Source organism: Nitrospirota bacterium (assembly GCA_030684575.1).
GTDB lineage: Bacteria > Nitrospirota > Nitrospiria > Nitrospirales > Nitrospiraceae > Palsa-1315.
The window spans coordinates 49,958-69,876 of record JAUXVD010000018.1 but is presented as its reverse complement, the minus strand read 5'-3'; the positions used below and the strand labels follow the sequence as shown (position 1 = coordinate 69,876).

The window sequence follows — 19,919 nt, the reverse complement described above, 5'->3', positions numbered from 1 at the left end:
AAGCTCTCTACGGTTTTTGCCAAAATGCACCATTCATACAGTGAGTGATTACTCTATCGACAAGCCGGATCAAAACTTGAGTCCCTCGCCTACCACGGCTATGGATAGGTACAGTCAGGAGACATGGACGAAGAATTCAATTCGCGTGCCGCAGGGAATATCTGATGAATGCCTGGATATTGAGAGATTTTTCTCGAAATAGCCGCCGCGCAGTCTCTCGTGCTAGGCAAGAGTTGCCGATGAAGTGGCAAGATGATTCCAGGATGGGAGGCAAGGCACAGGGGGGAAAATGACAACTCTGTCAAATCTGACGATGGTCGTATCGGCTATCGTCTATGGCCAAGCTACGGGCGGGCTAGGTCGATTCAAACGTTACCGGACCAGGTGGCACGCCAAGCATATGATCCTTTTGCAGTACCGCATACTCGATGGCTTTTTGCACGCTGCCTCCCCATCCGCGATACTCGATACATTCCTTCCCATTGAAACGAAACTCGATACCGACGGACTTGGTATTCCCCTGCTCAGTCACATTCTTAATCACGCCGCTGAGGTCACTCACATGTCCGATGCCGATCAGCTCGAATTCCAGCTGAACGCTGGACCCCTGTTGCAAGTTCGGATGCGACTGTTGAAAGACCACTCGACAGCCGGACACACTGAGGTCCTGTACGAGGCCGCCCATCGTCGGGTTCCCGCTGGAATCGGCATAGACCATTCCCCCGCCATCGACACGGACCAGGAGGAGCGGTTCGTTGCTGGGCACGCGCACAGACTTACGAAGGTGGATCTCCTCCACGGTTTGAGGAAATGCAAGATACAGGAGTGGAACGGGAGAGGTCTGGGTGGTGCGAACCTCGCTTTCATAGCCGATGAGCTTGCCGTCTACCAGATACCGCACGAGACACTTGGTGCCCGGTTCGCAGGGAACGGCTTGGCCAAAATGAAACGGCCATTCGCAAATCAGCCAGGCCCGCTCTTTCCAGCCCAGCAATGTGGATCCGCAATTGACTTTCCCCTGATCGGACCCGATCACCAGCTGGAGGGGTAATCCGACCATGAGAATCGACGAACGTGAGGGGCTATATTCCTGTTCCGTCATGTGGGGTCCTTGTCAAGATAATGGCAGGGATCGATCCCCACCGTGGTTGGATCGAGGATTAACGCGATCGTCCGCTTCGGCTGGCAAGTCTGCGCGGAGAGATCAAGGTCGAGAGCAGGTGATCGCCGGTGTCCGGCTTCATCCGTGACCAACAGGACGACCGGTTGAAGTGAATCGTGGTGATTGACTTGCTTCACGATCGCCGTTTCGCCCGTGCTGAGGGAGACGCAGGACCCAACGGGATAGACCCCCACGACCTGGACGAACTGCTGAACCAGCGCGCCATCCACATGGCCCTTCGTCCCCAATTGATAGAGCAGCTGCAGCGTATCGTGCGGCGTTTTCCCTTTATGATAGCAGCGATCGCTCGTCACGGCATCGTAGATGTCCACAATGGCGGCAATGAGGCCGAATTCGCTGAGGTCGGTTTTGGCCCGCCGATGAGGATACCCGGTCCCATCCACCCGCTCATGATGCTCCAGGGTGGGTTTCAGGAAGACATCGCTGAGGCCGGTGGTATTCGACAGGATCTCTGCCCCGCGCAGCACATGATGCTTCATGATCTCGAACTCGCCGGCCTCATAGCGCCCAGGCTTGTTCAAAATCTCGAGCGGGATCAGCGTTTTCCCGATGTCGTGCAAGAGCATGCCGGTCCCCAACTGCATCAATGCCTCACGGCCATACCCGACATGTTTTCCGACCGAGAGGGCCAGGATGGAGGTGTTGACGGAATGGAAGAAGGTGTACTCATCGAACTGTTTAAGGCGGCTCAAACTGGTGAGTGCGTCATGGCTGCGCAGGATACTGTCGGCCATACTTCCGACCACCTCACTCACCGCCTCCATATTCAGCGCGCGACCCATCCGGACATCATCCATCGACTGCTGAATGATTCCTTTCGCTGCGCTGTACGCCTGTTTGGCGGCAGGTAACTCCTCGGCGAAGGGAACGGGCGATGGTTCTGGATCCGGGGGGGGAGCGGTCGGCTGCATGATTTCAGCCTCCGCGTCCATCGCTGAGATAATCGAGCTGGACTCTGGGACGGCATCGTCCGTCTCGACATCGAGTTGCTGGACGCCACTGGCATAGAGTTTGGCAATTTGTTCCGAAGACGTGATCGTAAACCGGTTGCGCAAGAACGGGGTCGCCAACCAGGAACGGTCGAGTTTCTCGACCTTCATGCCGATTTTCAGCTGATCAATAGGTATCCGTTTTCGCATAGTCCTCTTGAGAATAAGGGACAGCGGAGGCACCGCGTCTCATCGAAGAGCAACGGGCTCTGATGAACTCTATCGGTGCCACAGCCAGAATCTTGAGGTCACAGATGGGCCTACGCCATCGTAGGTTGAGCTGGAATTTCCTTCACTGAGATCAAGTCCTGCTCAATGGATGCCGATAGCACAATGGGCAGGCTCTCGTGCTCACGACCCGGTTCACGCAACTGTCGGGTCCGACAATCCGGCACTCAACATCCGTAGGCCTTGTACAGGACACCAGTGAAAACGATTACGATCGACCAACTCAAACCCGGCATGTTTATCGTCGAGATGGACCAGCCCTGGTACCGGACCCCTTTTCTTATTCATAAACGCCTCATCCGCCATATTGAGGACATCCAGCTGCTCAGACAATGCGGAGTCCGAAAGCTGAAGATCGACCCAAGCCAGGGTCTCGATCTGGAGCCTCTGCCTCCCGGAGAAAGACCTCCGTCACCCGACATACAGGAGCAGACAGACGGCAAAGAGACGTCCGCAACGGGCACAACCTCAATAGAGGTGCTTCGACTCAACAATGCAGCCCACCCTACGGACCGGCTACAGCCGTCTGATTCGACAGGCCATACTCCACCCTCTACAACCGAGCAACCGATCGCTGGTCACGTGGCTGGGACCACAGAACGCTCCTCACCGCCGACGAAAACACAGGACTCACCTGGCAATCAGGGAACCTCACTGTCCTCGAATGCGGAGCAGTCAACCGCCTCTACCCAGCCGAGCCCTGCGGGACTGTCTGCCCCATCATCAGAGGACACGGCACCGCTCGCCCCTGGCACAGAAGGACAACCTGCTCAGGCACGCTCCCCTGACCCACAGAAACAACTGCATCCAGGGCAAGCCACCATACAAGCTGCGGAGGCACAGAAGACCTACACCGAATCCATCACCTCGATGGAGCGAATGTTTGAAGAGTTGGAAGCAGGTATCGTCCCTCGCCCAGCCACCTTGCGACTGGTCGTCTCGAATGTGCTCTCACGGGTCCTGGATGACAGCTCCGGGATGCTCAGTCTTCTCTTTCTCCAGAAAATGAAACGGTTTGATCGCACGTTGGCGTCACATGCCCTTGATGTCTGCACCCTCGCCCTCATCGTCGCGCAAACCTATGGGATACCGGAGGGTGAGATGGAGGCGCTCGGCGCCGGCGCGTTGCTCCACGATATCGGCTATGTCCGATTGCCCAGGAATCTGTACCGAAAAAATCATGACCTCACGGAGCAGGAACGGACGGTGATGCAACAACATCCTGCGCTGGGACAGGCGATCTTACGAGAGGCGAAAGAAGACCGTGACGCAGTCGTTCGAATCGTCGCCGAACATCATGAGCGAAGCGATGGCAGCGGCTTCCCGCACAAACTCCAGGGAGACTCCCTCTCGGTCTTGGCACAGCTGGTCGGCCTGGTCGATGCCTATGACGGCATGGTGAGCCGCCGTGGAGGACGCCCGGCGATGTTGCCGCATGATGCAATCCGACAGCTGTTTCGACTTGGGGATACCGGACAATATGCCAAAGAATTGATCCAGGCCATGATCGGCAGTCTGGGCGTCTACCCGATCGGCAGTCTGGTCCAGTTGAACACAACAGAACAGGCGGTGGTCGTGGGAATGAATCCCACACAGCGGCTCAAGCCGATCATCAAAGTGATCATGGGCGCGCAGGGCGAATCCTATTTCACTCCGATTCTCGTCGACCTTGGCGCCCAGGCAGTCGGCGCTTCAGCGAGGTCCATCACAAAGGTCATGGATCCTCTTCAGGAACGAGTGAATGTGGCCCTGTTTCTTGAGACTGTTGAACCGGAGGCGGCATGATGAAGCAGTCAACGACGAGGAAGGCAAAGGGGGCGCCTCAGTCCTCACCTTCCACGTCTCACAGCCCGATCGATCAGGGCCTCTTGGATACCCTCCCCATCGGGGTCGTCCAGCTCGATCGTCACCTCCAGATCCTCTCGGTCAACGCTGAGGCCGCTCGCCTCCTGGGCTATTCAGCCGATTTTTGCACCGCGAAACCGATACAGGACATCTGGCAACAGCAACCAGGATCCGTCGGGCATACCATTGCGGCACGTATTCGCGAGTCTCTTCCTACTCGCCGCCCCATCCATACATCCCGGACGACACTCGCAGGCCCGGCACAGAAATCACATCCGGTCGAATGGAGTTATGTCTTCCTGGATGGAGAAGGACATCTCGACGGGGTCTTGACGATACGCGACCTCACTCACGAAATAGAGCTGCAGGACGATTGCGACCGCCTCGCATGCGTGGCGGAAGAAAGCCCCTCGCCTATCATCGAATTGAACGCCGACTGTAATCTTATCTATGCGAATCCTGCGATGACGCAGTTGCTGCAACAATTCGGCTTTGATGCCGTTGGGTTTCCAATCGTCTGTCCACGTGAGCTTCCGAGGCTGGTTCAGCGCTGCCTCGAATCGGGACAGGAGATACGCGGAGAAGAGGTCTGTTTACCGCAGGCAAATTTCTCATGGATTTTCTGCCCGGTCCCCTCGCAGCACTTGGTCAGAGGATATGCCGTCGATATGACCGACGTCAAAGCGGCTGAAGAGGCGCTGCGTCAGTCATCCCAGCACCTTCGTGACAGCAATCGCCAATTAGATCAAGCCCTCAAGGACTCACAGGAGGCGGCCGAGGTGAAGGCCTCGTTCCTGGCGACCGTCAGCCATGAATTACGGACGCCGATGAACGGCGTGATCGGCATGACAGGGTTGCTGATGGATACGGAGCCTTCGGAAGAGCAACAGTCCTACATCGAAACTATTCGGCAATGCGGCGAAGCCCTCCTGAGCCTGATTAACGACATTCTGGAATTCGGCAAAATCGAAGCCGGCAAACTGGAACTGGAATGTATCGACTTCAACCTCCGCACCACCGTGGAAGATGTCCTGGGGCAGTTCGCAGAACGGGCGCAGACGAAGGGCCTGGAAATCACCGGCCTGGTCCATGCGGCCGTCCCGACCGGGCTGCGTGGCGACCCCGGGCGACTGCGTCAGATCCTCACGAACTTCGTCGGGAATGCGATCAAATTTACAGACCAGGGCGACGTAACGGTTCAAGCCTTCCTCGATCAAGAGCTGGACGACAAGGTGATCGTGCGATTCGAAGTCACCGATAGTGGAATCGGCATCCCCCCGGAAGTTCAGGCGCGACTCTTTCAACCCTTTACCCAGGCCGATAGCTCGACGTCCAGAAAATACGGGGGAACCGGGTTGGGTCTCGCGATTTCGAAACAACTCATCGAGCAAATGGGTGGCCAGGTCGGAATCACCAGTCAATCGGGACAGGGCAGTACGTTCTGGTGCACGGCGCAGTTCCTGAAACAAACGACGTCTGTCTTAGCCATCGTGCCGTCTGCAGAGTTGGCCGGACGGCGCGTCCTGATCGTCGACGACAATGAATCGAACCGGATGATTCTGCATCACCTCGTGACAGGATGGGGCATGGTCGACGACCTCGCCCAGGATGCCGCCGCTGCCATGACCTTGATTGAGCAGCAGACGGCACAAGGCATCTCGTACGATGTCGCCATCGTCGACATGGTGATGCCGGGCAAGGATGGACTCCAACTCGCCAAAGAATTAAAGGCCCATCCGGTTGGGGCACTCGTCCGTCTCGTGATCCTTACGTCACTCGTTCAGCGAGGACATGCGGAATTGGCGCGCCAGGCCGGGTTCGTGGCCTATCTCACGAAGCCAGCCCGCCACGATCAACTCGCGAACTGTTTGAGAACCGTCCTGGGATTACCCTGTCTTGTCAACACAGGGCAGCCGACGACGATGCCGGCGACGGCACCCGCCCCGCCACTGATCACGCGGCATACGCTTGCAGAAACCAAGTCGCTGCCCCGAGTCCTGGTGGCCGAAGATAATCTTATCAATCAAAAATTGACCGTCCGCATGTTAGAAAAACTCGGCTACCAATCGGACGTCGTCGAGAATGGTCGCGACGTATTGGCTGCCTTAGAGCGCGGCGGCTATGCCGCGATCCTGATGGACTGTCAGATGCCGATCCTCGATGGATTCGGCGCGACCAAACTCATTCGCCAACGCGAAGCCGACGCGCAGGCATCGACGACGGTCGACTCCCCTACGGCATGCCATATTCCGATCATGGCGTTGACAGCCAACGCCATGAGCGGAGATCGCGAGCGCTGCCTCGCAGCCGGCATGGACGATTACTTGACGAAGCCCATTCGGAAAGAGGAACTCAAGGGTGCGCTCGAGCGGTGGATTCATACCTCCCAGCCTGCACGAGCCATGGACAGCGGCAACACGCCTTCCCCCGAATCACCAGTTGCCGCTGACGCAGTTCCGATGATTTTCGACACCGCCACGATGTTACGCAATATCGGCGGCGATCGTGAATTATTGGACCAGCTGATCGTCTTATTTCTACAGCGCTATCAATCCATGCTGGAAAACATCCGCATCGCCTTAGCGAGCCAGAACCAGCAGGACATCGAACAGTCTGCACATCTCTTGAAAGGCACGGCCGGAAACCTCTGTGCACCGGAGGTTGTCCTGGCTGCCGGTCGGCTGGAAGCGCTCGGGCGACTCGGCACCTTACTCGATGCCCCCATCATCTATACCCAGATTGAGGTTGCAGTGGTTCGCCTGGTCAAAGTGATGAACGCACGAACCGCGTCGCCACCGGACACGAAGAATTCGACGACAGGAGAGACCCCGTGACACGCATGTTGTGAAGCCATTCTTGAATCTGTTGACCTGATGATCTGTTGAAGGTTCGGAATTCATCAGATCGTCAGATATCTTCAGCACCACTATTCATAAAAATTAGTAGTCGGCTGTTCTGAAAGGCCGCAGCAAGTGGAGAGGCTCAACGTACTCGGCAGTACGTTGAGCCTCTGCGCGCCGCGAGAAGGCCGCTGGCGGCCTTTATCAACAACTTGCTAGACAGGGATAGCTTCGGAACGCGACTCAGTCAGTGAAGGCTGGCAGGCCGCGGGCATGGCAAAAATCGGATAGCGGGTCGCATAGTCGTCGGAGAGGACCATCTGCTTACAGAGCCTGGTGGAGGGATTCATGAGGAGCGGCCCGCGCAGGTTGGCCGTGATCCGTCCTGGATCTTCGGACGGAATGGTGAGGATGACGGCCAGGGTCAATCCGTCTGCGGCCGTTCCCTTCACTTCCGCCAACACTTCATCCGGGATCTCGACCCGATAATTGGCATGGAACAATGCGGGGTCAAGGACGACGAAGGCCAGACTGGACTCCTCAACACAATGGAGCCACTTGAACGGAGCATCGGTCCCATGGTCGAGAATGACGTACCTCGTCCAATCCGGGAACCCCAAGATGCCGGAGGGGAAGGTCAGGATCGAGCTATCGGACACCTCTAAGGCCCCGAAGCGAGTCGACGAAAACTTCATGATCGAGCCTCACGCAATTGAGCGGCGCCCTGCGGGCAGGAGACGCCGGAACGCAGCCAGAGGGACCACCCCGGTACAGGCTGCCGATTGATTTTCTTCTTGAATTCTCACACAGACTTCATCCCGATGGATCTCGACCGTGGATGGCGCCTCGATCCCTAAGCGAATCTGGCCTCCCTTAATGTCGAGCACCACCACCCGAATATTGGGGCCAATTGTGATCGCTTCTCCACGCCGGCGCGTCAGGACCAACATCATTGCCTTCCTTGGCGAATGCCACTGACCTATCGAGTAGAGTATCGGCCTCTTTCATTTTTTCTTGAGAGTGAACCCTCTCTTACTTCAAGTACTTCAAGAGAGAGCTTTCGAAGATACGATTCAACGTGGCCCCCGCCGCCTCGATGGCTTGCTGCTGAAGCGTCAACTGAGAAATCGCCTCCACCAGATCGACGTCCTCGTGCGTAGAAAGAATATTCGAGAGAAAAACCTTCGTCTCGTCGAGACTTCCTTTGTTCGACACGAGACGGTTGACCAATGCGCCGAGTTCTCCCTGCACTGAAGAAACCTGGTCCACCGCCACATCGACCGCGGCCAAGCCTCGCTGAATGCCGCCCACATAATTCCCGTTCAGGGATGCGGTCAGATTTTTCACCGATGCGAAGAGGTCGATCGCGGGACCGGTAAAGGTCAGATTTCCAGGCTGATTCGTTTTGACCGTTTGGCCGTCGCCGACTTCGATCGTCTGCAAACCATCGTCGCCCTGATACTGGACTCCGGTCTGGATGGTGAATAGATCGCCGCTTGCCGGAGCCGCCGCTCCGTCTCGGAGAGAGAACCGCAAGCCCTCAGCCACAATCGTGCCGCCTGAGACATAGGACTGATTCGTGAGTACGACGCTTCTGGCTTGCGCGACCGCGAAGACATCTCCGTTGCGCGGTCCTCTCGTCCCGTCCTGCAACACGACGCGAAGCCCGTCGAAATCGATGTTCGCACCAGACAGATATGCGACATACCCGGCATCGTTATTCAAGGTCGAAGCAGAGGCCCCCGCCGTCTCCGTCACGGTGCCTCCCCCGGATCCCATGATCTGCCCTACGGTGGAGCCGGCATTACCGAACCTCATGATGAGCGAATTGGCATTGCCGGCTGGATTATTGATCGTGATCCGGCCGGCTGTGACAGACCCGTAGTCCACCGTATAGGCCGTCGTGTTGGCCGCATGACGATTGGCGTTCAACTGGGCCGCCACTTCGGTCGCCAGTTGCGCGCCCGTATAGCTCCCGGTCGAGAGGGTAATGGTCCTATCCGTTGTGCCTCCGTCGTCATTGACGATCAGGGTGTTGTTCGCCGAGGTAATGTTAAATATGTTCGTCGCAAGGGTCGTGTTGTACACGTTCTGTTGCGTGGATACCCCGGCCAAGCCTGTCGTATCCACATCGCTGACGACCGTACCACCAACGGCAATGGGACCATGGTCGCGCCCGGACGAGCCGAGCAACGAACGGCCGGTCGAAGCGGTATCGGAGTACAGGAGGCTCAGACCTGTCGCGTTGGTCCCATCGTTGGTAAGACCAAACCTGCCGGTCGACTCGTCAAAACTAACCGTATAGGTCGTCCCGCCACTGACCGCTTCCAGAGCGGTCTTGGTTTGTGCGGCCAACTGGGCTCCGGTATAGGATCCAGCCGCCAATGTCGCAGTGACCGCGCCGGTACCGGGGTCGAATCGAATCCCGTCATTGCTGCCGGCCGTGACCGTATAGATGTTCTTGACCCGGACTTCATAATTATCCATGGTCACCAGGCTGGGATTGACGACGCCGCTGTCGCTCTTCACCGCCCCTCCGGTATTCGTGCTGTTCGCCTGCACACCCACCACCGTCGTCACGTTGAAGAGGTCAAACGTGGTCGCAGCGCTGAACTTCACCAGATAGTCGTTGAGGGTGACGGCGCTCGGATCGGATACGGTTCCTTGCGAGATCACGGCGCTGCCAGAATTCCTCGCGCTGACACCGGTCGCAGCGCGGATCGCAAATGCGGAGGCGCCGGTGGTCGTACTGCCGCCGTTGAAACCGAGGGCAGACAGGCTGCTGCCTCCGGTGACTTCGACAGAGGAGGGCAGGCCGTTGTCGTTCGAGGTGATCACAAGATGATCGGTATCGAACGTCACCGTCACACTTCTCCCGGCCGCCAGCAACGTGGAATCTGTGTTGATCCTGCGTTGTACGAGCGCGGCCAATCCTGATCCGGTCAGGGAGGCCGTCCCGAGCGTAATCGTTCCGGAGGTGGTCCCATCGACCGTGACCACCAGCGAGTCATTGGTGCCGCCGGTTAAGGCGATGGGAGCGGTAATGGCAACGCCCGTGGCCCGCCCATGGCGGCCGGTGCCGCCGAAGATCGACTGTCCCCCGGCATGTTCGGCGTTCCCAAGCTCTTGAAGCTGAAGAAAGAGCTGTTTGACTTCCCTCGCCCCGATCGCCCGCTCGGCGGCACCGTTCGTACCATTGGCAAACTGCACGGCCAGTTCCTTCACCCTGGCGAGGGCGTTCGTCACGCCGCGCAATGCGCTGTCGGTCAAATCGAGGCGCGTGGTGGCGACGCCGAGGTTGCGAATTCGTTGGTCCGCCTTCGCCATCGAGAACTTAGTCGACACGATTCGGTCAAACGCGTTGGCGTTATCGGATGGCTTCACCACCTTCTTGCCGGTCGAAATTTGCTCCTGCGTGGCCAGCGCCTTTGCGCGGGCCCGCTGAATGTTACTGACCAATACGCCATAGGCCTGCTGTTCGGTGACTCTCATAGACTTCTCTCTCCGCGTTAACGTTTCAAGTCCAACAGCGTTTGCATCATTTCATTCGTGATGATGATCAACCGTGAGGCTGCCTCGAAAAGTCGCTGATACTTGAGCATATCGACCAGCTCTTCATCGATCGACACACCGGACGACTGGGCTCGGAAAGACTCCAATTGTTCGTGCAAGATCGTTTGGGCATCAAGTCTGGTATCCGCGGACTGCGCCGCCACTCCCACGCCTGTCGCGGCAACCCGATAGGCGTCGCCGAAAGTGGTGTTGCCGATCCCGGAGATGGATTTCGATTGCAAGGCAACCAAGGCCATGACGATGGCGTTATTGCCGGGAACACCGGCTCGCGTCGAGGATGCCGCGACGCCCCTGGCACTCGTCAACGATGTACTGAGCAACCGAGCCGCATCATCATAGGAATTGACTGAGAATTTGTCGCCAGCCACCACCGTCCCGCTCAGGGTCACCTGGATCCCGTCGACCGTGAAGGCTTGCGGACCAGTGTAGGTCCCAGACGCGGCGGTGCCGGTTCCGCTCAGGAAACCGAGGGTCGCTCGCGCAGTCCCTCCCGCGACGTTGACCGCCGAGATCGCGGTCGATGCGTTCGAGGTGATGGTGAAGCGGCTGGTCGTCGTATCGTATGTCACCACCACGCTTCGTCCTGCAGCCTGCAGCGTGGTATCGGCGTTGATCTTCGCTTGCAGCTCCGTCGCCAGGGAGGCCCCACTCGGGTACGATTGTCCCGGAGCAGCTGCACCGGCCAGCGTGATGGTTCCCGAGGTTGTGCCATCGACGACGACCGTGAGGGTGTCGTTGGTTCCGGTCACGATGTTGACCGGCACATCCACGGTCGGCGGCGTGACCGCAATGCCGGCATAGTTTCCCTTGATGGTCGCTCCAGTCGTCGTATTCACGATGGAGTAGGCCGTCGAGGACGTAAATCTGATTTCATAATCCTGAAATGCCAGCAGGCTATTCGCGGTAATCGGTCCGCTTGCAAGCGTGGCGCTTCCCTGGTTGGTCGTCTGGTCATGGGTCGTCACGGTGAGTGGTGAAAAGAAATCGCGTCCCGTCGACCCGTCAAGCCCATAGCCCTGACGATGGAGTTGATTGACCTCGTTGACCAAACTAGCTGAAAGCTTGTCGAATGAGGTTTGAAGGCCCGGAATGATGGTGTCCCGGATATTGAGAAGCCCGCCGATCCGCCCGCCTGAGATGAGCGAGGTGATATCCGATGACCTGGCGCTCCCCGTATCGTATTGGACGTTGGCCATGCCTCCATTATCGAGTGATTCCACGGCGACCAAATTGCGCGACACGTGGTTTTCGACGACGACCTGCCCACGCCCGACATAGACCGAGAGGGCGCCGTTTGCGCCCTCGAGCACGGAGATATCGATACGCTTGGCCAGCTCGTTGACCGCATGATCCCGTTGATCCCGCAGATCGTTGGCGTTTTGCCCGGTGACTTCGGCAGACACGATCTTATTATTCATTTCCGCAATCTGTGCGGTCAGGCTGTTGATTTCCGAGATGGTCTGCTTCACCTGATCGTTCACCGAGGTCCGGCGGGCAGCCAGTTCGCCTGCCACCTGATTAATGCTATTGGTCAGAAGGGCTGACTTCGCCAGCAACACTGAACGCGGAGTGACATCGGAGGGGCTTGCCGCGACATCCTGGAGGCTGCTGAAAAACTCGTTCAGCTGCGCTCCGATCCCCTGATTATTGGAATCGCTGAAGATGTTCTGAATTTGAAACAGCTGCTCGCGGGTGATCCCTAATTCTCCCAGCACTTCATGAGAGTTCGTCAACTCGCGATTGATAAAGCTGTCGACGATACGCCGGATCTGTACGACCTGGACACCGGTCCCGACCATGCCGGGCCCCCCATTGATCGGGGGCCGTTCTGTCAGCACCGCCTCTTGGCGTGAGTAGCCTGGCGTGTTGACGTTCGCGACGTTGTGACCGGTGACCGTCAGCGCATTCTGTGCGACTTTAAGGGCGCTTTTCCCGATATCCAACAATCCATCGAGTCCCATAATGTACCTCTATCCTCTTTGTCGGAGCATCGTGCCACCGATTCCTACACGCTGAGATTCCCCTGACGATGAGTAGGTGTCCCGCTTCGGAAGGGCCTCTCCTGTCAGATGCATCGCCTTGCGGCACAAGGTTTGGATTCCGGCCACAAGCAACTCATTCACGGCAGTCTCCTGGCGTAACACACGAACTTTGGCCGTGAGCCGCTCATGACATCGCTCGACCTCTCGTTTGTCAGGAGGGGCCAGGCGATCGATCACGGCCTGCAAGGACAGCGTGGTACGGGGAAGACCCCAGGCATCGGCGCAGCGATGGACCACCGCGTCGCGTTCCGACTCTAACGCTTGGAGCCCTTGGAGGTCTTTGAGACGTTGTGCATTGAGCGAAGGGAACTCTGCCAGGGACAGCTGTCGGAGGGCATTCCGTTCTTGTTGCAGCGTGTGATTCAGCAGGTCGCAGTGGGCGGCTTCGCGGGTGAGGATATCGAGAATGGCTGCAGTGGTTGTCGCAGTGTTAAACATATGCCTCTTTCTGTCGAGATTCGTCTAAGTCAGTGAAGGCCCCAGCCGTCTTCTGCTCAGATCGGTTCCCCGACAGAGAGAGGACGGATTAGAGCGCGGCCTCGGTCAATGCGTGACGAATGATCGCATCCCCGACCTTGCGCCCTGTGACGTTGTACGTGCCGGCATCCACCGCCCGGCTGATCTGCTCGATGCGTGCTTCACGGGCGGGATCCGGCTGGTCGGCCAGCGCCTTGATCCGTTGAATCTCCTTCGCCTGCTGCGAAATCTGCACGCGATCCTGGCGACCGTCGCTGGACGGACGACGATTTGCCCCGACCGGAGCACCCTCCTGGGCCCCCAGCAACAACGTGGCAAGATGATCGGCTCTGCCATGACCTGAGATCTGCATAACCTGACTCCTCTCCCTAAGTTAGCCCCGAGTCCACTGAGTGCGCGGTACTGGGATCGGGGCTTTATTACCTATCGGCTCCTCTATCGGTCGATGAGCCGGAGAACTTGAGGGGAGTGGTGAATTTTTTTCGGTATATTCATGAATCATCTTGGCCAGCCCTAGCCCACCTGATTCTGCCGCCAGCCGACCGATTTCCTGGTCATAAAACGAGTAGAAATACGCACCGCCTTTATTGTCCAACGCCCCCTTTGGAACAGTTTCTCTCATGACTTTCAAGAGGTTAGATATAAAGTAACTTTCAAACTCATGGGCGGCGCCCTTCAAAGCTGCCAACCCTGCCTGCCGATCGTCCCCCAGGAGCGAAGGAGGCTTTGCCAGGCTCAACTGAGCGTCAGCCGTATGTCTGATGGAGCTGATTCCGGTAAGGTCGTGGTTCAAAGTGTAATCCTTTGTATAATTATAATATTTAATAATATCAATATATTATCTATATTATATCAAGATTAGCCTGAAGTGCTCCAGCCGAACGAAGCGCCGATAAAATGGCCACCAGATCCCTAGGAGTCACCCCGACTGCGTTCAACGCCCGCACGACCTCTCCGAGTGTCACGGTCTCATCAACCACCACCAACCGAGACTCCTGCTCTTTCACTTCCGTCTGAACATCGGGGGTCACCGTCGCCTGCGCGGTCGTGGACCCAATCAACGGAGCGGGAGGCTGCGACACATTGAGCGTATTCTTCACTGAGATCGTGAGATTGCCGTGGGAGATGGCACAGGTGGAGATCCGCACATGCTCGCCAAGCACCACCGTGCCGGTTCGTTCGTTCACCACCACTCGGGCCGACAAATCAACCGCGACGTCCAACCCTTCGATCGTGGCGATATACTCCACGACTCGTCCTCGAAAATTTGCCGGGATGGTCGCCCGAACCAGGCCGGCATTGACGGCAGTGGCACTCCCCTTGCCGAAGACGCCATCGATGGCCTCGGTCGTCCGAATCGCCGTCGTAAAATCAGGCTGACGCAGGAGCACCGACACGGTTTCCCACGATTCCACGTCGACCACCGCCTCCTTCTCGATGATGGCTCCACCAGGCACCATCCCGGCAGATTGATGGTTCTTGGTCACGGTCGACCCGCCTCCGCCACCCGTCCCTCCTAAAAATCCTCCGATCGACACCGGCCCCTGCGCCACGGCATAGACTTGCTGGTTCGCCGCTTTCAGCGGAGTGAGCAACAGCGTGCCGCCTTGCAGGCTCTTCGCATTGGCCATCGAAGACACGAGTACGTCAATCGTCAAGCCTGGCTTGGCAAAAGGCGGCAGCTTGGCTGTCACCATGACCGACGCGATATTGCGCGTCAGCAATTGGATCGGATCGATCACGAGGTTCACACCCATCTTATTCAACATCGACATCATGGCTTGAATGGTAAACTGACCGCCGATGACCTGATCGCCGGTACGATCCAGACCGACCACGAGCCCGTACCCGATCAACTGGTTTTCACGAACACCTTCAAACGAACCGACGTCTTTAATCCGGACGGCCCAAGCCGGCGTCGCCACGAGCAGCGCAGCGAGCAGTGAGGCACCGATAGAGCGTTTCATCATCATGGTCATGTCCTGTGCAATGTTCACCGTCAATGGAAGCGCCGCAACAAATACTCCCGACTCAAAAATATTCTCGCCAACCAGCCTGGCTCCTCGATTTCGTCATCGAGGTCCAGCGCCCCTCCGTAGGGATCGATGCCGATTTTTGCCGAATGCTCATGAAGCACCGGAGGGTCAAGATCGGCCCGGCGGACGACCCCGCTGAGAACCATCATCTTGAGAGAGTCCGTCACGGCCTGGCGATGCCGCTGTTCCCACGAAATACCCGCCGTTCGCCGTACGGTGCGTCCCATGATCCTCACCTCCGTAACTCAGAATGGATAGACCCAATCCAACACCCGAACCAGCCAGCCTGGCCGCTGCACATCATCCACGACACCCAGGCCGGAATATTCGATCTTCGCGTCGGCGATGGCACTCGACAGCACCGTGTTCTTCGTATCGACGTCCACGCGCCGGACGATCCCGCTGATCGACATCAGCTGCGTCTCGCTGTTGACGGTCACTTCCCTCTTGCCTTCGATGCGGAGGTCCCCGTTCGGAAGGACCTCGGTCACAATCGTGGAAATCGTCCCGGTCAAGGTATCGGCGCGGCTGGTCGCGCCCTTCCCTCCAAACTTGCTCTTGGCGCTGGCATCGACCCCCAGTCCCCGCATCGTCTCACCGCCGAGCCGGACTCCGGGGATACCGATGTACCCGATACCGCTGCCACTTAACGAATTATTCAAGGTCGATTCCCGTTCCGCCTTCGTGTCGGCCGACTTGGACCCTGCATGTTTCTCCACAATCTTGATGGTCAGAATATCGCCGACCCTCATGGCCCTTAGGTCTTCGTACAGGTACGCGCGCCCATTCTCCTCCTGCCAAAGCGAGCCGACGGTTTTAGGAGGAGGCAACGCAGCCACCGTCAGTTTCTTGGCGACATTGGGCGAGTTGTGCCAGTAGCACCCGCCGTTGACGAGCGCAACGCTCAGCGCCAGCACCAGCCGGATCGACCTATGCCAGTGATTAATACTCAACGCGTACGACTCCCGGCGCCACGATCTTTGCGCGCAATTCTTTGCCTGAATCGAGGTTCGCCACCGTAATGGACTGGCCGAGCTCTCCGCTCGACTTCGTCACGCCGGACGCTTGAATCGAGAGCCCTCCATGTTTAGCCTCAATCGCCACACGATCGCCTTTGCGAACGGCATACGGCTTCTTAATCATCGTCAGGCGAATCGGCATGTTGGCCTGCAGCGCGCGTGCTGCGCTTTTCCCGATGACATCATTGATGTTAGTCGCCAACTGATGGTTCAGCTCTCGCAGCTTGATGCGTTGAATCGTAAGGTCTTCCGCTTCGATCAGATCCTCGGCTTTGATCACCCTGACCGGTACGACGGCATCGACGGAGGCGCTGATGTCGGCCGTGGCATCGATGGTCTGCCAAGACCTGCCGTTCGCATTGATCTGGACATGAAAGGTCCGGCGTCCGAGGCCCTCGTCAAGCCCGTGGGGAGTAATCATCAGGCCCATACTGCCGGGCGGCACATCGATCGATTCCTGCGGGTCCACCATCGTGGCAGAGACCGCGCGCACCTGCCCTGCCATCTCCTGTTCGAGAAAACGCAGAATGCTGCGCTGAATATCGTTGGGGTGCAGCTGGTGCAGGACCGGGGCCGGAGCAGGAACCAGCTTGATCGCGCGGAGTTCGGGCCCTTGCGCCACCCGCATGGCTATGGGCACTCGATCGCTAGAAGCCGCATTCGCAGGGCAGGGACCGGCGAGGATACCGATCAGCAGCACGAAGGGCATATACAGATTTCGTTGCGTCATAGGCACACTCCTTTGTCCGTTACAGGCGAACCGTCTTACCGTCTGAGGTTGTTCGCAATGGACATCATTTCGTCCGATGCCTGAATGGTCTTCGAGTTAATCTCATAGCTCCGTTGCGCAATGATCATGTTGACCATTTCTTCCGCCAGGTTGACGTTTGAGCTCTCCAGGAATCCCTGCTGCACGGTGCCGAATCCCGTCGAGAATCCACCAGTTCCCTGGAGTGGAGGGCCTGACGCGAAGCTGTCGAGAAAGAGATTGTTTCCCATCGCCACCAATCCAGACGGGTTATCGAACTTGGTGAGCTGGATCTGACCGATCTGCGAGGCCTGCGTCACACCGGGCAACTGCACCGACACGGTCCCGTCCTGGCCGATGTCGAGCTTGAGGACGCCGGAGGGAATGGTGATGACCGGATTGAGCAGATCTCCGTCTCCCGTCACCAAATTTCCGACGTTGTCCCGTTTAAATGACCCGTTGCGGGTATACATGATCGTGCCGTCCGAACGCTGTACCTGGAAAAATCCTGCCCCATCGATGGCAAGGTCCAACTCGTTGCCGGTCTGGCGCATGTTGCCCTGTACCCATTCTTTGGCCACAGTGACAGGACGAACGCCTCCGCCCACCTGGATACCGACCGGGAAAACTCCGATATTCGAGGCATTCGTTCCAGGAAGCCGGGTGGCTTGATACATCAAGTCTGAAAACTCCGCCCGGCTACGCTTGAACGCATTGGTATTGACGTTCGCCAGATTGTGGGCGATCGTATCCACATTGAGTTGCTGAGCGGTCATTCCCGTCGCTGCCGTCCACATGGCTCGAATCATAAAAACCTCCCCGTGATGGGTGATGGGTGATGGGTGATGCGCAAGGGATGGAGATCGTTCTTTCTCTCAGTACTCATCACCGATCACTCCTCACTCATCACTGCGATTACAACACTTTCCCGACGTCTTGAATGGCGATTTCCGCCATGCGATCGATGGTCTGAATCAGCTTTTGACTCGATTCGTAATTCCGCATACCCTGGATCATCTTGACCATCTCACCGATCGAACTGACGTTCGACTCCTCGATATGCCCACCTTGAATGTCCGGGTTCTTCATGACTTTTCCGTTTCCTGAATCCATAAATCCGTCGAGATGTTTCTCCGGCATATGGTCGTCAGGAAACTCCATGACCTTGATCGTCGCGACCGGTTTGCCATCGACATGGATCGCACCCTCTTTCGTGACTTGAATGCTGCCCGAGGGCACTTTGATTTCTCCTCTGGTGCCCATCACAGGATGCCCGAGATTGGTCACCAGCCGGCCCTGTCCATCGAGAGAGAGCATACCGTCCCTGGTATAGCGAAGCCCTTGAGGCGTCTTCACCTCGAAAAACCCTTTTCCTGTAAGCGCCATGTCCAATGGATTACCGGTGATTCTGATCCGACCGGGCTCAAACGAGGTATGCACGGCATTGGTCTTCACAAATACCCGCTCGGCTGAACCAGCCGGCCGCACACCAACTTGCTGGCCGAACCCGGCCGGATTGGCCAACGCCGACCCGGACACCTGCACCCTGCCCATGACGGAGGTAAAGCCCTGATCGTCCTGTTTGAATCCCGACGTATTGACGTTTGCCATATTATTGGCGAACACCTGCATCTGACGTTCTTGTGCTACGGCACCGGAAAGAATGGGATAGATCGCTCGGTTCATCGCTAATGCTCCTTGCGTGACGTTGATGCCAAGCCATATCGCAACATGCATGCCAAGGCCGAGGCCACGACAAAGAGCCGGACCGTCCACATAAAAATGCTGTGATCTGCGGGCAACTGAGCCGCACCGGCATTCGCTTTCGACCGGTGATCGAATGGGGAAAATGAGCAGGGACACAACGAACTAGGAAGAAGCTGCCTGAGTAGGAAAAATATCGCTGGTCGAACAGGGCAAGAAGAAGGTACCGGGAGGTTCGAGTGCTGAGTACTGGAGACCCTGTTCTGAGATTGGGAGGCGCTCAGGAATTCGGAAGATTACGGGAGAAGATCGGCGAACGAGGTCGCGGCTTGCGCAGGCTCATGAGCGTTTGCATGGGTCTCTGGCGACGAAAACCGTACGGCCTGCCCATGGGACTTGGCATGCTTCACGGCCTGCAGGGCCTGTGCGATCAAGCCCTCCTGTCCCGTCGCATCATCCGGATACCGTGCGATGCCGATGCGGCACGTCAGGAACAACTCATGGCCGTCCAAGGTGAGCGGTAACCCGACCGTCGCCTGCAGTTTCTCCACAATCCCTGAAACCTCTTGATGGGACGTGAGGTTGTCGGCGATCACAGCGAATTGATCCGGCGTCAGCCGTGCAACCGTGTCCATCGAGCGCAGCACACCCTTGACCCTCGCAGCCTGCACCCGCACGAGCACATTACTATTGGCCTGGCCTTGACTCTCTGCCACCATCCGGAAATGTTCCAGCTCCACCACGAGCACCGTGAGGGGGCGACCGGTTTTGGCAGCACGCCCGACCGCTTGTTCGAGTAAGGTTTCGAATAATCGCCTGGTGGGTAGCCCTGTCACGTAATCATAGGCCGCCACCTCAGGGCCCCGGTCCCTAGACGCGCTTCGGCGAAATCCATGCGGCCGCAGCCCCCTGAACCACAGGCCTCCAACGATCAGGAGACAGAGCAGGCAGAGCCCGATGAGACTTGGAAGAGGAGACAGCGCCATCGTGGCATCACCCGCGCCTGACATCATGGCATTCACGGCCGTAGAGAAAGATCCAATGTATGCAAGTTCATGTGTCATGCGGGTCGTCACGAATTCCCGGACCCAGTCAATGTGAGAGAATTACCACTGACTGTTTCGGTTGATGGCAGGAAAGACTTGAGGATCGAAGGATACAGAACAATGAGCAGCAGCAGCACCAAACGAGCTCCACGGCTCCCCCACGCCCCCGCCACGGCAGGAACGTCCCTG

The 19,919-nt window shown here is 57.6% G+C and carries 18 protein-coding genes; 2 read left to right on the top strand and 16 right to left on the bottom strand.

The genetic code is table 11. The annotated features are described in order from the left end of the window. Nucleotides 1-355: 355 nt before the first annotated feature. Together Q8N00_13300 and Q8N00_13295 are read right to left on the bottom strand one after the other, a co-directional pair. Nucleotides 356-1,102 (bottom strand): flagellar brake protein, encoded by a 747-nt coding sequence (locus tag Q8N00_13300; GenBank protein MDP2383768.1) that lies wholly within the window; start codon nucleotides 1,100-1,102, stop codon nucleotides 356-358. Then, nucleotides 1,099-2,322 (bottom strand): DUF3391 domain-containing protein, encoded by a 1,224-nt coding sequence (locus tag Q8N00_13295; GenBank protein ID MDP2383767.1) that lies wholly within the window; start codon nucleotides 2,320-2,322, stop codon nucleotides 1,099-1,101. Before Q8N00_13295 ends, Q8N00_13300 begins: the two co-directional genes overlap by 4 nt. Nucleotides 2,323-2,598: 276 nt before the next feature. Between Q8N00_13295 and Q8N00_13290 the strand changes: the two genes are divergently transcribed. Together Q8N00_13290 and Q8N00_13285 are read left to right on the top strand one after the other, a co-directional pair. Continuing rightward, a complete protein-coding gene (locus tag Q8N00_13290; GenBank protein MDP2383766.1) occupies nucleotides 2,599-4,185 on the top strand; it encodes a DUF3391 domain-containing protein in 1,587 nt (528 codons plus the stop codon). Further along, nucleotides 4,182-7,079, top strand: a complete 2,898-nt coding sequence (locus Q8N00_13285; protein ID MDP2383765.1) for a response regulator — start codon at nucleotides 4,182-4,184, stop codon at nucleotides 7,077-7,079. Before Q8N00_13290 ends, Q8N00_13285 begins: the two co-directional genes overlap by 4 nt. A gap of 221 nt (nucleotides 7,080-7,300) precedes the next feature. Here the strand turns inward: Q8N00_13285 and Q8N00_13280 are convergent, their stop codons facing one another. The 14 genes from Q8N00_13280 to Q8N00_13215 all read right to left on the bottom strand — a co-directional run bounded on the left by Q8N00_13280 (nucleotide 7,301) and on the right by Q8N00_13215 (nucleotide 19,748). Beyond that, nucleotides 7,301-7,780, bottom strand: coding sequence for a flagellar assembly protein FliW (locus Q8N00_13280; GenBank protein ID MDP2383764.1), 480 nt, complete (start codon nucleotides 7,778-7,780; stop codon nucleotides 7,301-7,303). 9 nt (nucleotides 7,781-7,789) lie between these two features. Next, nucleotides 7,790-8,035 carry a carbon storage regulator CsrA gene (gene csrA, locus Q8N00_13275; GenBank protein ID MDP2383763.1) on the bottom strand — a complete coding sequence of 82 codons (246 nt, stop codon included), beginning with the start codon at nucleotides 8,033-8,035 and terminating at the stop codon, nucleotides 7,790-7,792. Nucleotides 8,036-8,117: 82 nt separating this feature from the next. Further along, a complete protein-coding gene (locus tag Q8N00_13270; GenBank protein MDP2383762.1) occupies nucleotides 8,118-10,577 on the bottom strand; it encodes a flagellin in 2,460 nt (819 codons plus the stop codon). A gap of 17 nt (nucleotides 10,578-10,594) precedes the next feature. After that, nucleotides 10,595-12,619 carry a flagellar hook-associated protein FlgK gene (flgK, locus tag Q8N00_13265; GenBank protein ID MDP2383761.1) on the bottom strand — a complete coding sequence of 675 codons (2,025 nt, stop codon included), beginning with the start codon at nucleotides 12,617-12,619 and terminating at the stop codon, nucleotides 10,595-10,597. A 9-nt stretch (nucleotides 12,620-12,628) separates the two neighbouring features. Next, nucleotides 12,629-13,138 (bottom strand): flagellar export chaperone FlgN, encoded by a 510-nt coding sequence (gene flgN / locus Q8N00_13260; GenBank protein ID MDP2383760.1) that lies wholly within the window; start codon nucleotides 13,136-13,138, stop codon nucleotides 12,629-12,631. An 88-nt stretch (nucleotides 13,139-13,226) separates the two neighbouring features. Next, nucleotides 13,227-13,529, bottom strand: coding sequence for a flagellar biosynthesis anti-sigma factor FlgM (gene flgM, locus Q8N00_13255; GenBank protein MDP2383759.1), 303 nt, complete (start codon nucleotides 13,527-13,529; stop codon nucleotides 13,227-13,229). 21 nt (nucleotides 13,530-13,550) lie between these two features. Next, nucleotides 13,551-13,970, bottom strand: a complete 420-nt coding sequence (locus Q8N00_13250) for a rod-binding protein (GenBank protein MDP2383758.1) — start codon at nucleotides 13,968-13,970, stop codon at nucleotides 13,551-13,553. 49 nt (nucleotides 13,971-14,019) lie between these two features. Continuing rightward, on the bottom strand, nucleotides 14,020-15,147 hold the full coding sequence (locus tag Q8N00_13245) for a flagellar basal body P-ring protein FlgI (protein MDP2383757.1): 1,128 nt from the start codon (nucleotides 15,145-15,147) through the stop codon (nucleotides 14,020-14,022). Nucleotides 15,148-15,176: 29 nt separating this feature from the next. After that, on the bottom strand, nucleotides 15,177-15,440 hold the full coding sequence (locus tag Q8N00_13240) for a hypothetical protein (GenBank protein ID MDP2383756.1): 264 nt from the start codon (nucleotides 15,438-15,440) through the stop codon (nucleotides 15,177-15,179). Nucleotides 15,441-15,458: 18 nt separating this feature from the next. Continuing rightward, nucleotides 15,459-16,166, bottom strand: a complete 708-nt coding sequence (locus Q8N00_13235) for a flagellar basal body L-ring protein FlgH (GenBank protein ID MDP2383755.1) — start codon at nucleotides 16,164-16,166, stop codon at nucleotides 15,459-15,461. Beyond that, nucleotides 16,156-16,962, bottom strand: a complete 807-nt coding sequence (flgA, locus tag Q8N00_13230) for a flagellar basal body P-ring formation chaperone FlgA (protein MDP2383754.1) — start codon at nucleotides 16,960-16,962, stop codon at nucleotides 16,156-16,158. The genes Q8N00_13235 and flgA overlap by 11 nt, the downstream gene beginning before the upstream one ends. A gap of 35 nt (nucleotides 16,963-16,997) precedes the next feature. Continuing rightward, nucleotides 16,998-17,789: a flagellar basal-body rod protein FlgG gene (gene flgG, locus Q8N00_13225; GenBank protein ID MDP2383753.1), complete on the bottom strand. Its 792-nt coding sequence runs from the start codon at nucleotides 17,787-17,789 to the stop codon at nucleotides 16,998-17,000. Between the two features lie 106 nt (nucleotides 17,790-17,895). Further along, the gene (locus tag Q8N00_13220; protein ID MDP2383752.1) at nucleotides 17,896-18,666 is read right to left on the bottom strand and encodes a flagellar hook-basal body protein; all 771 of its coding nucleotides are present in this window, start codon (nucleotides 18,664-18,666) and stop codon (nucleotides 17,896-17,898) included. 314 nt (nucleotides 18,667-18,980) lie between these two features. Beyond that, nucleotides 18,981-19,748 (bottom strand): GGDEF domain-containing protein, encoded by a 768-nt coding sequence (locus tag Q8N00_13215; protein ID MDP2383751.1) that lies wholly within the window; start codon nucleotides 19,746-19,748, stop codon nucleotides 18,981-18,983. Nucleotides 19,749-19,919: the final 171 nt, after the last annotated feature.